At 62.5% G+C, this 13099-nt stretch carries 12 protein-coding genes and 1 pseudogene; 4 read left to right on the top strand and 9 right to left on the bottom strand.

The genetic code is table 11. The features are described from left to right. Positions 1–9: 9 nt before the first annotated feature. Both ctrA and LCF59_RS09745 read right to left on the bottom strand, forming a co-directional pair. Entirely contained in the window at positions 10–720 is a 711-nt protein-coding gene (gene ctrA, locus LCF59_RS09750) for a response regulator transcription factor CtrA (protein ID WP_292287277.1), read from the bottom strand. A 117-nt stretch (positions 721–837) separates the two neighbouring features. After that, positions 838–1110: a DUF1153 domain-containing protein gene (locus LCF59_RS09745; protein WP_292287276.1), complete on the bottom strand. Its 273-nt coding sequence runs from the start codon at positions 1108–1110 to the stop codon at positions 838–840. Positions 1111–1254: 144 nt separating this feature from the next. Here LCF59_RS09745 and mnmA point away from each other — a divergent pair, with 144 nt between their 5' ends. Together mnmA and LCF59_RS09735 are read left to right on the top strand one after the other, a co-directional pair. Then, positions 1255–2394 carry a tRNA 2-thiouridine(34) synthase MnmA gene (mnmA, locus tag LCF59_RS09740; protein ID WP_292287275.1) on the top strand — a complete coding sequence of 380 codons (1140 nt, stop codon included), beginning with the start codon at positions 1255–1257 and terminating at the stop codon, positions 2392–2394. Positions 2395–2814: 420 nt separating this feature from the next. Beyond that, complete coding sequence (locus tag LCF59_RS09735) at positions 2815–4260, top strand: glycosyltransferase (RefSeq protein ID WP_292287274.1); 1446 nt, start codon at positions 2815–2817, stop codon at positions 4258–4260. Between the two features lie 42 nt (positions 4261–4302). On the opposite strand, the gene LCF59_RS09730 is transcribed toward LCF59_RS09735, so the two are convergent. Genes LCF59_RS09730 through LCF59_RS09720 form a run of 3 tightly spaced genes read right to left on the bottom strand, consistent with a single transcriptional unit; the run spans position 4303 to position 6319 of the window. Further along, positions 4303–4968, bottom strand: coding sequence for an alpha/beta fold hydrolase (locus tag LCF59_RS09730; protein WP_292287273.1), 666 nt, complete (start codon positions 4966–4968; stop codon positions 4303–4305). Beyond that, entirely contained in the window at positions 4965–5612 is a 648-nt protein-coding gene (locus tag LCF59_RS09725) for a DNA-3-methyladenine glycosylase 2 family protein (RefSeq protein ID WP_292287272.1), read from the bottom strand. Before LCF59_RS09725 ends, LCF59_RS09730 begins: the two co-directional genes overlap by 4 nt. Beyond that, complete coding sequence (locus LCF59_RS09720; protein ID WP_292287271.1) at positions 5579–6319, bottom strand: precorrin-6A/cobalt-precorrin-6A reductase; 741 nt, start codon at positions 6317–6319, stop codon at positions 5579–5581. The genes LCF59_RS09725 and LCF59_RS09720 overlap by 34 nt, the downstream gene beginning before the upstream one ends. 89 nt (positions 6320–6408) lie before the next feature. Between LCF59_RS09720 and LCF59_RS09715 the strand changes: the two genes are divergently transcribed. Further along, the gene (locus LCF59_RS09715) at positions 6409–7647 is read left to right on the top strand and encodes an MFS transporter (RefSeq protein WP_292287270.1); all 1239 of its coding nucleotides are present in this window, start codon (positions 6409–6411) and stop codon (positions 7645–7647) included. Positions 7648–7651: 4 nt separating this feature from the next. Here LCF59_RS09715 and LCF59_RS09710 read toward each other — a convergent pair whose 3' ends face one another. From LCF59_RS09710 to LCF59_RS09695, 4 genes are all read right to left on the bottom strand, one after another. Next, complete coding sequence (locus LCF59_RS09710; RefSeq protein WP_292287269.1) at positions 7652–8428, bottom strand: squalene/phytoene synthase family protein; 777 nt, start codon at positions 8426–8428, stop codon at positions 7652–7654. Then, positions 8425–10053, bottom strand: coding sequence for a citramalate synthase (gene cimA / locus LCF59_RS09705; RefSeq protein ID WP_292287268.1), 1629 nt, complete (start codon positions 10051–10053; stop codon positions 8425–8427). Before cimA ends, LCF59_RS09710 begins: the two co-directional genes overlap by 4 nt. Before the next feature lie 184 nt (positions 10054–10237). Continuing rightward, positions 10238–11683, bottom strand: a complete 1446-nt coding sequence (cysS, locus tag LCF59_RS09700) for a cysteine--tRNA ligase (RefSeq protein ID WP_292287267.1) — start codon at positions 11681–11683, stop codon at positions 10238–10240. A gap of 170 nt (positions 11684–11853) precedes the next feature. Continuing rightward, positions 11854–12765, bottom strand: coding sequence for a cation diffusion facilitator family transporter (locus LCF59_RS09695; RefSeq protein WP_292287266.1), 912 nt, complete (start codon positions 12763–12765; stop codon positions 11854–11856). A 116-nt stretch (positions 12766–12881) separates the two neighbouring features. Between LCF59_RS09695 and LCF59_RS09690 the strand changes: the two are divergent. Continuing rightward, positions 12882–13099, top strand: a pseudogene (locus tag LCF59_RS09690) (pyridoxal phosphate-dependent aminotransferase); the annotation flags it as partial.

Below are 13099 nucleotides of genomic sequence, written 5' to 3'. Positions count from 1 at the left end.
AAGATCGGTTCAGGCGCCAATCGCGATACGTCCGGTTTCCGCCAGTTCCGGATCACGCAGCACATAGCCCCGCCCCCAGACGGTTTCGATATAGCTGCTGTCACCCGTCGCTTCGGCCAGTTTCTTGCGCAGTTTGCAGATGAACACATCGATTATCTTCAGCTCCGGTTCATCCATGCCGCCGTAGAGGTGATTCAGGAACATCTCCTTCGTAAGCGTCGTGCCCTTGCGCAAGCTTAGCAATTCCAGCATTTGATATTCCTTGCCCGTCAGATGCACGGTCGTGCCACCGACCTGCACCGTCTTGGCATCGAGATTGACCTCGAACTTGCCGGTGCGAATGATCGACTGGGAATGCCCCTTGGATCGCCGGATTATGGCGTGAATCCGCGCAACAAGCTCGTCGCGGTGGAACGGTTTGGTCAGGTAGTCATCGGCACCAAAGCCGAAGCCCCTGATCTTGTCCTCGCTGGCGTCGTTGCCTGACAGGATCAGGATTGGCGTCTCGATCCGCGCAAGGCGCAGTTGCCTGAGCACATCGAATCCATTCATATCCGGCAGGTTCAGGTCCAAGAGCATCAAATCATAGTCATAAAGCTTGGCCAGATCGACGCCCTCTTCCCCCAGATCGGTGGAGTAGACGTTCAGATTGGCATTGCCCAACATCAGTTCGATGCTCTTTGAAGTCGTCGGGTCATCTTCGACCAAGAGTACGCGCATCCAGTTTCTCCGCAATGTCAACGTCCGGCACGAGGAACACTGACCAAAAAAGGTTAAGCCAAGGTTATCACCGATCGCACAGGCAATACAACTTCTGATTGCACAATAACGAAAGGATCATCTATAGCGTTGCACGCTTGTCGCTTTGAGGGCGTCACGCCCGTGCCGCGCGGCAGCCGCGATCCAGGCATCCAGTTCTTCTTCGCTCAGTTCATAGCGCGTCAGAGCTTCGGTCTTTGAAATCAGGCGATGCACCACAGCATCAACCACCACCGCCTTGCGCGACGCGACCCAGCGATAGGTATTGGGTGGCGGCAAATCCGCATGCGACAGGACCGTGCCATCCGACAGGGTGACGGTGCGCGGACCGCTGGCTTTCTTGAGGTACATTTTCCGGCCCTTTCCAAGCCCCGAGTTCTTGCGTGTTCAGAGCTTTGCGCGACACGCCTTAATTCGATATGAAGCAAAGGGTTGAGAGTATGCCGGATTTACTTATATTTTGCGCGATCATCCCAACCTAGCGGAGACACCCCGATGGCCCTCGATGCGCCTCACCTCAATTCGCTTGGATTTGCCAAGCCCCCCTCCGAGACGCGCGTTGTCGTAGCGATGTCAGGCGGCGTGGACAGCTCGGTGGTCGCGGCACAACTGGCCGAGGAGGGATATGATGTCGTCGGCGTGACGCTGCAACTTTACGATCACGGCGCGGCTCTGGCCAAGAAGGGTGCGTGCTGTGCCGGGTTGGACATCCACGATGCGCGCCGCGTGGCCGAGGACATGGGCTTTCCGCATTACGTTCTCGACTATGAAAACGTCTTCAAGGACGCGGTGATCGACGAATTTGCCGACAGCTACCTCGGGGGTGCGACCCCTGTGCCCTGCATCCGCTGCAACGAACGGGTGAAGTTCAAGGACCTGCTGGAAACCGCGCGCGACCTGGAGGCCGATTGCATGGCAACCGGGCATTACATCCAGCGCAAGATGGGCGAACATGGCCCGGAACTGCACAGCGCCGAGGATGCGAACCGCGACCAGAGCTATTTTCTGTTCTCGACCACGCCGGAACAGCTTGATTACCTGCGCTTTCCGCTGGGTCACCTGCCGTCCAAGGATGCGACCCGCGAACTTGCGGCGCGCTACGGCCTGCAAGTCGCGGACAAGCCCGACAGCCAGGACATCTGTTTCGTGCCGAACGGCGATTATGCCAGCGTGATCGAGAAGCTGCGCCCCGGTGCGGCAGAACCGGGCGAGATCGTGCATGTCGATGGCCGCGTGCTGGGCCAGCATAGCGGCGTGATCCACTACACCATCGGCCAGCGCCGGGGCCTGGGGATCGGCGGGCTGAGCGATCCGCTTTACGTGGTCAAGCTGGACGTGGACGCCAAGCGGGTCATCGTCGGCCCGAAAGAGATGCTGTCGACACGCGTGGTGCCCGTGCGCGAGATCAACTGGTTGGGGGATGCGCGCTTCAACTCACGGACCGAATGGCACGTCTCGGTCAAAGTTCGCTCCACGCGTCCGCCTCGTGAGGCAATCCTTCGCCCGCTGTCGGATACCGAGGCCGAGGTGGAGCTTCTGACCCCCGAAGAAGGGGTGTCACCGGGGCAAGCCTGCGTCTTCTACGAGACCGGCGGCAGCCGCATCCTTGGTGGTGGCTGGATTTGGCGCGGCTGACACATCCCGTTTCGTTCGGGCCGCTGCGCGCCGGTCCTGACGGTGCGTAAGGAGGAGCGATCTTTGCCCGGCCAGTCCGCGACCCACATCGTATCTATCCTGACGAGGCTGGGCTCAACGGTGCCGGGCGGCAAGGTTCACGCGATTTTCCGACGGATGAACCTGTTTGCGGATCGGCCGGACACGGCGGTGACGCTGCTGAACATGAAACATGATTGCGCACAAAAGATCGCGTTTTCCGATCTGGTGACGCAGGGTATGCTCGACCAAAGGATTGACCACCGGTCGATTTATGAATTTTGCGCTCCGCCCAAGCCGGTTACGGATTGCAAAATTCCCACAGCGCCCAGATGGACGTCGCAAAAAAGGCACAAGGGCAAAAAAACACAGATCCGCTACCTGGATGGCCAGACTTGCGTCATGCGCGACTCGGTATCCCAGAGCACCGCCGGTACACTGACCACACGTCAGATCCTGACCGATCCCACGCGCAACATCCGGCTGAAATACCTTGGCGCGACCTTGGTCGAAAGCCGCGTCGCCTACGGGGATGGCATCGTGGAAAAAACGGCATTTGCCGGCGCAGTCCCACTTTACCGGACCCGGCGCGAAAACGGCGCCTTGATCGACATCGTGGATTTCACCCTGGGCCAGCGCTTCAATGACGAGATCGCGCATCGACAGGCCCTAGCCGAGACCCATTTCCCGGAAGACTGTATCGTTTTTATCGATGGCCTGACCTCGACCCACCTGTGCGGGCCAATCCAGGCGCAACAAGTCATGTTCCTGCATGGCGATCATCGCGATCCTCAAGGCAAAATTGCATCACGCTCCAAGGTCATGATCGAGACGTTTCGCGGCGACGCCATCGTCACCGCCACCCAGGCACACAAGCACCGGGTCGAGGCCGACATGCAGCTCGCCGCCCCGATCCGCGTGATCCCGCATTACACCGACATCCGGTCCACGGGCCACGACAACCGCGCGGATATCTGCACGGTGTCGCGGCTTGATCTGACCTGGAAGCCGATCCACCAATGCATCGAAGCGTTCCGCCGGATCATGCACCTCGTGCCCGAGTGCAATTACCTGATATATGGCAGGGGCGTGGACGAGGCGCGGTTGCAGCAATTGATCGACCATTACAACTGCGGAGACCGGGTGATCCTGATGGGGCATACAGATGCGCCAGAAAGGGTTTTCAGCGGCGCGCTATTATCGCTCGCCCCCACGATGACCGAAGGTTTCGGCCTTGCCATTCTGGAGGCGCTGACCTGCGATTGCCCGGTGATCAGCTATGATGTGGATTACGGGCCGCGTGAAATGATCCATCCCGGCATCAATGGTGAGCTTGTGGCGCCGGGCGATCTCGATGCGATCTCGCAAGCGATCTTGAAGGTTCACGCCGACCAGCTCCGCTATGCTGCGGCGTGCCGCGACATGGTTCAAGGCTACAGCTTCGACGCCTATCGCGCCCGGTATTATAACCTGATCGATGATCTGATAGGCACTCGGGCCCGCTTCGACATCTCTGCAAAGGACGTGAGGGCCGAAGTGCTGCGCGCGCTGGACTCAGTGCCCGCGCGCGACAAGGACCGGCTGATCGATCTCTATATCCACCTGAGCGAAGCACAGAACGACATTGCCGGGATGTATCACGGCTTTCACCGCAAACACGTTCTGCATCCGAACAATCCAGCGCCGCTCACGCGCTGCATCTGGCTGAGCCGGCGGCTTGGCAAACAGCAGGAATGCCTGACCTATCTGGACAGGCTCCGACGCCGATTTCCCAACCGGCACGCAACCTTGATGAAGCGCAATCCCGCTTTTCTGGAACTGGTGGATGCGGCCGGTGTCGTGCGATAGCGCATGCCCAATCGACCGCCCGTCCTGATGAAGACGGATACTCTAAAGGCTGCATTTGTCTCGCATGAACGCAAGCGCAACGGACAGGCCGTCCGGCGCGATGCCGTGCGCGGTGCCCTTCATGATATGCGCAAACACATCTTCCCAGCCCGCATTCTGCAACGCCTCCGCCGCGTCAGGCAAGGATTGCGGCGGGACCACGTCGTCCTGATCCCCATGGACCAGCAGGATCGGGAAGCGGCTGGTCACCTCGTCGACCAGCAAATCCGGCGCAAGCAGTCGGCCCGAGAAGCCAACCATGCCCGCCACCGGGTCCTCGCGGCGCGGCGCCACGTGGAGCCCCATCATCGTTCCCTGGCTGAATCCGAACAGGACCACCTGTTCCGGCAGCACATCCTCGTCCACCATCAGCGCGTCCAGAAAGGCGTTGAGGTCATCAACCGCGCGGGACATGCCCGCCATTGATTCCTCTTCGGACGATCCATCGATCCACGGGATCGGGAACCACTGGAAGCCAAGCGGTGCGCCGGCACAGGCCTCGGGCGCATCGGGCGCCACGAACAGCGTGTCCGGCAGATGTTCGCCCAGCGGATCGGCCAGCCCCAGCAGGTCGGCCCCATTCGCACCATAGCCGTGCAGGAACACCACGACAGAGCGGGTCTCGCCCGATACCGGTTCCTTGCGGCCTGCGTTCAACACCCGTGTCATGCGATCCCCTCTCGGTCCTTTGCGACATGGTAGTAGGCCCAGAGCGCCCGTGCCGCAACCGATCTCCAGGGACTCCAGGCCTCGGCCATCGTTCGCAGCGGCTTTTCCTTCGGACGCTCGGGCAGATCGAACAGCATCCGCGCGCTTTCCTGCAAGGCCAGATCGCCCGGTGCGAAAACATCCGCACGCCCGAGCGAGAACATGGCGTAGATTTCAGCTGTCCAGACGCCGATCCCGGTCACTTTTGTCAATGTCTTGACCACGGCATCATCCGGGGCCGTGCGCAGCGCGTCATAATCTATCCCGGCATCGGCCAACGCGCAGGCATACCGGGCCTTTTGCCGGCTTAGCCCAAGGTCGCGCAACCCGTCCTGATCAAGGCGCAAGACCGCCTCCGGCGTCACTGCGCCCGCCGCCTCCAGCTTGCCCCAGATCGCGCGCGCCGAAGCAACGCTGACCTGCTGGCTGACAATCGCGCTCAAGAGCTGGGCAAATCCGTCAGGGCGGCGGCGCAGCGGAAGAGGCCCTGTCTGTTCGAGCGCCCACGCGAACCGCGGCTCATTCCGGGCCAGCCACTCCGCGCCTTCGGCCACGCAGGCCTCGGTTTCGATCAGGCGTCCAACCACGTCCTTGCCTCCAACCATTGAATCGCGGCCGCAACCGACCGCACAACCGGGCCACTGGTGATCCGCGGCCGCGCAACCATCACGACGGGCATTCCCAATCGCCGGGCCGCCGCGACCTTCGGCCAGCCGCCCGTCCCGCCTGCATTGCACGTCAGCACCGTGTCAATCCGGACCCTGCGCATCATAGCGACTTCGTCCGGAACCGAAAACGGCGCGTCGCCATGCAGATACCGGCCGTGTCTCATCGGGAACGGATCGTCATGCCGGGTCAGCTGCCGCACCAGAAGATGCGCCTGTCGCAGCGCCCGAAGCTGCCCTAGGGCCGGACGCCCCAATGTGACAAGAACCCGCGTGGCTGGCGCGATCACTTCCGCAGCCTGCTGCACCGAGCGGACCGTGATCCACCTGTCACGCCGGTCGGCCTGCCATTCCCGGCGTGCCAGCGTGACATGAGGCAGGCCCGTCTCTTCTGCCAATCGAAGCCCGAGCCGCAGGCTGTCCAGATCACAGGGATGCGGCGCGATCACCAAGGCTGACGCACCTGCGGCCATCGACCGCAGGTTGATCGACCGGGACACCCCCTGCCCGGAACGACGATTGCGTGCGGACTGCCAGAGCCGCGTGTCACGGCCAAGCCGCAATGCCAGTTCCTGCGCTTCTGCAGACCCCCCGATAATGGCAACCCGCCCATCACCGCGATGCTCTGGTCCGGCTACGTCAGCCATCCACTGACCCCTGCTCCGCCACGAGGCAAAGCGCCACGCTGCCAAGGTCAAACTTGCAGGATTCTGAATTTAAGCCTAGGGCTGCACGCATGACATTACTTGACCATGCCGCCCCGGACGATGCCACACAAAACCGTCGCGCCAAGCGCAACGTTGTGGTGCTTGTATTGGCGCAAGCGATCCTCGGGGCGCAGATGCCGATGCTGTTCACGGTTGGCGGGCTGGCAGGGCAATCCCTGGCCTCCAACGTATGTTTCGCGACGCTGCCGATCTCGCTCATCGTGCTTGGCTCTATGGTGACGGCCACTCCGATCTCGTCCTTCATGCAGAAATACGGCCGTCGCGCCGGGTTCACTGTGGGCGCCATCGGGGGCGCTCTGGGCGGGATGATCGGGGCCTACGGGCTTTATACCGCATCCTTCCCGGTTTTCCTGCTGGGCAGCTTCCTGACCGGCATCTACATGTCCGCGCAAGGGTTTTACCGGTTTGCCGCCGCAGATACAGCGACGGACGCGTTCCGGCCCAAAGCGATTTCCTATGTCATGGCAGGCGGGCTGGCCGCCGCCGTCATCGGGCCGCAATTGGTCAAGGCGACCGCAGATACCTATGTCGTGCCGTTCCTCGGCACCTATGTCGCTGTGATCGTGCTGAACATCGTGGGTTCCGCGCTGTTCCTGTTCATCGACATCCCAAAGCCGAAAGCCCCGCATGCAGATGACCCCAAGGGCCGCACGCGGCTGGAATTGCTGAAAACTCCGCGCATCGCGGTGGCCATCATCTGCGCCATGGTCACCTATGCGCTGATGAACCTCGTGATGACCTCGACTCCGCTGGCCGTTGTCGGCTGCGGGTACTCTGCCGGGAACGCCGCCGACATCGTGTCGGCCCACGTGCTGGCGATGTTCGCGCCCTCGTTCTTCACCGGGCACCTGATCGTGCGCTTCGGCGTCGAAAAGATCGTCGCAACCGGCCTCGTGATCCTGGCCGCGGCGGGTGCTGTGGCCCTGCAAGGCGTCGATATCGCGAATTTCTACGTCGCCCTGATCCTGTTGGGCTTCGGCTGGAATTTCGGGTTCATCGGCGCCACCGCCATGCTCACCGCCGCACACGAACCGCACGAGCGCGGCCGGGTGCAGGGTATGAACGATGTTCTGGTCTTCGGTGGCGTGACGCTGGCCTCGCTGGCGTCTGGCGGCTTGCTCAATTGTTCGGGCGGCACGCCCGCCGAAGGCTGGAGTGCGGTGAACATGGCCATGGCGCCCTTCCTGATGCTGGCGGGTGGCGCGCTGATCTGGCTGATGCTGCACCCGCAGGAAGACGCCGCCTGAGCCGCTACCAGCGGCCGGTCGCCGCGACCCACATCAACCGCGCTTTCCGCCGCGCTTCGGACAGTCCGAGCGTCCCATCCGCCACGCGGCGCGGATCGGCCACGGCCTGTTTCAGGATCGGCTCTGCCTGCCATGCGGCAAGCGCCACCGCACGCGCCCGATCCGGGACCCTGCCCCGCGCCTTGCGCGCGCGCCACAGTCGATCCAGGCCGTCGCGGGCCAGTTCGCGGACGGCCTCCGGGCGACCGTCCACCAGGGGCCGGCGTCCAAGCGTCTCCAGTTCGGGGACGGCGCGCAGGAACTGCGCGAGCCCCGCCGCATATCCCAGGTCCGTCAACGCCGGTGGTGCCGCGTCGCTCAGCGCCGTGGATGCGGCCAGCATCAGCGTCGCCGAGGTGTCTTCGATATATCGTGAAAATGCGGCCTGATCTTCGAAGGGATCGCGATAGACATCCCAAAGTCGCGCCGTCACCACCCGCTGCAACATCCGCGCCCCGGCGGCATCGAGCACATGGGATAAAGACGAAACAACCTCGTGCCGGCGAACACCTCCGCCGGTGGCGATTTCTTCCAGGGCGTCGGTCCACCATTGCAACCGCATCTCGGCGATCATCGGCTCCTGGGTCACCCAAGGCGCGCGGGACACTTCGATGTTGAACGCATAGATCGGGAACAAAACCTTCCGGGCATCCACGGGCGCGGCCATTGCCGCGGCAAATCGATCACGATCACCCCGTTCGACAAGCTGCGCGCAGGCGGTCAGATCGGAGTCAAATCTCATGCGGAGTCCAATAGCCCAACGTCACGCACAAGTTTCCAGCGTACCGCGTCCAGCAACGCCTCGAAGCTGGCGTCGATGATATTCGCGCTGACACCGACCGTGGACCAGCGCCGGCCCCTGCCGTCCTCGCTGTCGATGATGACGCGGGTCACGGCCTCGGTCCCGCCTTGCGTGATCCGCACCTTGAAATCGACCAGCCGCAGTTCGTCGATGATGTTCTGGTAGCGTCCCAAATCCTTGGACAGCGCCTTGGACAGCGCGTTGACCGGACCCCGGTCGTTACCTGCCTCGTCCATGGATTCGCTGACCGACAGCTTTTTCTCGCCGTCCACCTTGACCACGACCACCGCCTCGGAATGCGAGATCATCTGGTTGTACTTGTTCTTGCGCCGCTCGACCGTGACGCGGTAGCGCTTGACCTCGAAGAAGTCGGGCAATTGGCCCAGCTCGTCGCGGGCGATCAGCTCGAAACTCGCCTGCGCGGTGTCGTAGGAATAGCCTTCGGATTCGCGCGCCTTGATCCGGTCGAGGATACGCGCCATCGCCGGGTCCTTGTCCGGCACCTCGATCCCCGCCTCGGCCAGCCGGCGACGCAGGTTCGACTGGCCCGCCTGGTTCGACATCGGGACGACCCGGCGGTTCCCGACGGTGGCCGGGTCGATATGTTCGTAGGTGGTCGGGTTCTTGAGGATCGCGCTGGCGTGCAGCCCGGCCTTGTGGGCAAAGGCCGATGATCCGACATAGGCCGCCTGTTTCAGCGGCACGCGGTTCAGGATTTCATCGAGCATCCGGCTGATTCGGGTCATCCCCGCCAGCGCCTCCAGCGTCACACCGGTGTCATAGGTGCTTGCGTAAGGTTCCTTGAGCAGCAGCGTCGGGATAAGCGCCGTCAGGTTGGCATTGCCGCTGCGTTCGCCCAGCCCGTTCAACGTGCCCTGGATTTGCCGCACGCCCGCATCGACGGCGGCAAGGGTGCCCGCAACAGCCATTTCGGTGTCATTATGGGTGTGGATCCCCAGATGGTCGCCCGGAATACCCGAGGCGATCACCGCTTGAGTGATCCTCGATACCTCGTCGGGGAGCGTGCCGCCATTGGTGTCACATAACACGACCCAGCGCGCGCCCGCGTCATGGGCGGCGTGCAGGGCTGCCAACGCGTAGTCGGGGTTGGCCTTGTATCCATCGAAGAAATGCTCGGCATCGAACAGCGCCTCACGGCCCTGCGCCACGATATGCGCCACCGAGGCGCGGATGTTCTCGGTGTTTTCATCAAGCGTGATGCCAAGCGCGGCGGTGACGTGGAAATCATGCGTCTTGCCGACGAGACAAACCGAGCTGGTGCCGGCGTTCATGACGGCGGCCAGCACATCGTCATTTTCGGCAGAGCGTCCGGCGCGTTTGGTCATGCCAAAGGCGGTTACGGTGGCTTTGGTGTGGCCGACCTCTTCGAAGAACGCGCTGTCGGTGGGGTTCGCCCCCGGCCAGCCGCCTTCGATATAGTCGATGCCAAGCGCGTCGAGCGCCTCGACAATGCGGAGTTTCTCGGGCGTCGAGAATTGCACGCCCTGGGTCTGCTGCCCGTCGCGCAGTGTGGTGTCGTAAAGGGTCAGGCGGGTTTTGGTCATTTGGTGGCCTTTGTGGTGAGGGCCGCGCCCGACCCTGCGTGGACGCAAAGTTCAAAGGGCAGCACCGGGCCGCAGGCGGGGGAGAAGCCCCCGCCCTTCAAACCAAAGGTTTGCCTTCGGCAAAACGGGGCGGTCGGGGGCTGCCCGGCGTACCGCCGGGCTGAAGCGTTGACACAGTGGGCCATTAAACGCCCTCCAGCTTAGACGGATCAAACCCCGAACCGGGAACCAGTTCCACCCCGGTTTTGGACATACGCACCTCGACCCCAGCCTCTGTCAAAGCAGTTTTCATCGCGTCAAGGGCTACAAAATTCTTCGTCTGCATCGCCATTTCACGCAGGGAGGCGAGCCGCTCCGCATAGGGCGCGAGATCAACAGATAAGCTGTCCCAGCCGCCGAGATTGTCGGTCAGCAGACCCATCATCTGCGCTGATGCCTTGAATTCTCGTGCCAACTTGCACCATTCGGGATCACCAAGCGTTTCACATGAAGGGGTCCAACTTCCAGATTTTTGGAACAAGACCTGCCCAATGTTTCGGAGGAAATTTATCGAACCAGCAGAATTCAAATCGTCGCTCAGAAAATCGACAACATCCTTTGCGGGAGAGCTCGGCTCGACATCCTTCACAAGTTGGCGCCAACGCCGCAAAGTTTTCTTCGCTTGCTCAGCCTTCTCCGCCGTCCAATCCATCGGCTTGCGATAATGCGTCGACAGGAACACGAACCGGATCACCTCGCCCGGCACGCCTTGGTCCAGCAAATCCCGCACGGTAAAGAAGTTGCCCAGCGACTTGGACATCTTCTTGCCCTCGACCTGCAACATCTCGTTGTGCAGCCAGTACCGGGCAAAACCGTGGCCCGCGCATTTCGACTGAGCGATCTCGTTCTCGTGGTGCGGGAACATCAGGTCGTTGCCGCCGCCGTGGATGTCAAACGTTTCGCCCAACAACTCATGCGCCATGGCAGAGCATTCGATGTGCCAGCCGGGGCGGCCGCGGCCCCACGGGCTGTCCCATCCGGGCAGATCATCGGTCGACGGTTTCCAAAGCACAAAATCCATCGGATTGCGCTTGTAGGGGGCCACCTCGACCCGCGCACCGGCGATCATGTCGTCCACCGACCGGCCGGACAGTTTGCCATAACCTTCGGGCCAGCTATCCACCGCAAAGAGCGCATGACCTTCGGCGGCATAGGCGTGACCCTTGGCGATCAGGTCTTCGATGAAGGCGATCATCTGGTCAACATATTGGGTCGCGCGGGGCTCATGATCGGGGCGCAATGCACCAAGCGCGTCCATGTCGGCGTGATACCAGCTGATCGTCTCGTCCGAGCGTTCGCGGATCAGCGCCTCAAGCGTTCCATCCGCCCCTGCCGCGCGGCGCTTTTGGGCTGTTTCGTTGATCCGGTCGTCCACATCGGTGAAGTTGCGGACATAGGTGACGTGATCCGCACCGTAGACATGGCGCAGCAGACGGTAGAGCACGTCGAACACGATGACGGGGCGCGCATTTCCAAGATGCGCGCGGTCATAGACGGTGGGCCCGCAGACATACATCCGCACGTTTTCCGGATCGAGCGGGACGAACGGCTCTTTCTTGCGCGTCGCGGTGTTGGTCAGTTGGATGGTCATGGATGCTCCTCGCGGGCCGGATTGCGGCGGGAGTAGCAACTTCACTTCGATATGGGAATAGAAGACCGGCCCGCCAGATGGATTAGCGGATGATGCAGCAGAGGGGTGTTGCGATACGGGTCATGCGTGTGACATACCCGGCGCCCCGGCGATCCGTCAAGAGTGGCCGATCAAGAGTGGCCGATGCGCTGGGAATCGGTACAGGCATGGCGCGCGCATTCCAGTTCCAGTGTCGAATGGCTGACCCCGGCCCCGGCCAGCCTGTCCTTGAGCGCGGCCTTGATCCGGTCGGCATCGCTCCAGCGGCCCGGGGCCACGACGACATGCGCCTCGAGCGCGGGCTCGTGTTCCTGCATCTGCCACAGGTGGGCGTGGTGGATATCCTGCACCCCGTCCACGGTCCGCAGGTCCTCGATCAGGCGGTCGGTGTCGATGCCCGCCGGACTGCCCAGCATCAGGATGCGGATCACGCCGCCGATCTCGGAGAACGACATCCACAGGATGTAACCTGCGATCCCGAAGGTGACGAGCGGGTCGATGATCTGCCAGTCAAAGAGCAGGATCAGCGTGCCCGCGACGATCACCGCAACCGATCCCAGCGCATCGGCGAGGTTGTGCAGAAAGGCCGCGCGGATGTTGACGCTGTCCTTGGCCATCGCCCAGGTCAGCGCCGCCGTCACCAGATCCACCACCAGCGCGATCCCGGCGATGATCACCACGAGCCAGCCATCGACGGCGTGCGGATCGAAAAGCCGCAGCACCGCTTCGTAGCAAAGGTAGATCCCCAGCAGGATCAGCGTGGTGTAGTTGACCAGCGCCGCGACGACCTCGGCCCGTCCATAGCCATAGGTCATGGTCGCGGTGGCCCCCTTGCGGGCGATCCTGCGCGCGATCAGGGCAATGACCAGCGACGCCGCGTCCGACAGGTTGTGCAGCGCGTCGGCAATCAGCGCGAGCGAGCCGGACAGGATGCCGCCGATGATCTGCGCGACCGTCAGTCCGAGATTGACTGCAACCGCCCCGATCAGGCGGCCATCGCCGGCTTTCGGATCGATGTGATGATGCGCGTGGTCATGCGGCATTGCGGCCTCCTGCTCAGACCAAAGGTGACCTCTTGCGCGGAGAGGTTCAAGGGGCGCGGGCACTGGACCTTGCCCCGAGGACTGGGCAGAAGGGGGCAGACGTTTCGGAGGTCTCCATTCCAGCACTTTCACAGCGCATCACCACGCTCAACGGCGACGGATCGGACGGGTGGGATGTTTTCTACCGGGCCCGCGCCATGGTCGAGGCAGGTGTGCCGGTGACCGAACTGACCATCGGCGAGCATGACATCGGCACCGACCCGTCGATCCTGCGCGTGATGTATGACAGTGCCAGGGGCGGCCATACCGGCTATGCGATCGTTCCGGGAATCAG

This window comes from Marivita sp., from assembly GCF_020055675.1.
Lineage (GTDB): Bacteria > Pseudomonadota > Alphaproteobacteria > Rhodobacterales > Rhodobacteraceae > Marivita.
Note: the sequence above shows the minus strand (reverse complement) of the source record. Positions and strands in the feature narration are given on the sequence as shown.

Excerpts from the sequence above, each read along its gene's own strand:
- ctrA (WP_292287277.1), bottom strand. The coding sequence starts at position 720 with ATGCGCGTACTCTTGGTCGAAGATGACCCGACGACTTCAAAGAGCATC.
- LCF59_RS09745 (WP_292287276.1), bottom strand. The coding sequence starts at position 1,110 with ATGTACCTCAAGAAAGCCAGCGGTCCGCGCACCGTCACCCTGTCGGAT.
- mnmA (WP_292287275.1), top strand. The coding sequence starts at position 1,255 with ATGGCCCTCGATGCGCCTCACCTCAATTCGCTTGGATTTGCCAAGCCC.
- LCF59_RS09735 (WP_292287274.1), top strand. The coding sequence starts at position 2,815 with ATGCGCGACTCGGTATCCCAGAGCACCGCCGGTACACTGACCACACGT.
- LCF59_RS09730 (WP_292287273.1), bottom strand. The coding sequence starts at position 4,968 with ATGACACGGGTGTTGAACGCAGGCCGCAAGGAACCGGTATCGGGCGAG.
- LCF59_RS09725 (WP_292287272.1), bottom strand. The coding sequence starts at position 5,612 with ATGGTTGGAGGCAAGGACGTGGTTGGACGCCTGATCGAAACCGAGGCC.
- LCF59_RS09720 (WP_292287271.1), bottom strand. The coding sequence starts at position 6,319 with ATGGCTGACGTAGCCGGACCAGAGCATCGCGGTGATGGGCGGGTTGCC.
- LCF59_RS09715 (WP_292287270.1), top strand. The coding sequence starts at position 6,409 with ATGACATTACTTGACCATGCCGCCCCGGACGATGCCACACAAAACCGT.
- LCF59_RS09710 (WP_292287269.1), bottom strand. The coding sequence starts at position 8,428 with ATGAGATTTGACTCCGATCTGACCGCCTGCGCGCAGCTTGTCGAACGG.
- cimA (WP_292287268.1), bottom strand. The coding sequence starts at position 10,053 with ATGACCAAAACCCGCCTGACCCTTTACGACACCACACTGCGCGACGGG.
- cysS (WP_292287267.1), bottom strand. The coding sequence starts at position 11,683 with ATGACCATCCAACTGACCAACACCGCGACGCGCAAGAAAGAGCCGTTC.
- LCF59_RS09695 (WP_292287266.1), bottom strand. The coding sequence starts at position 12,765 with ATGCCGCATGACCACGCGCATCATCACATCGATCCGAAAGCCGGCGAT.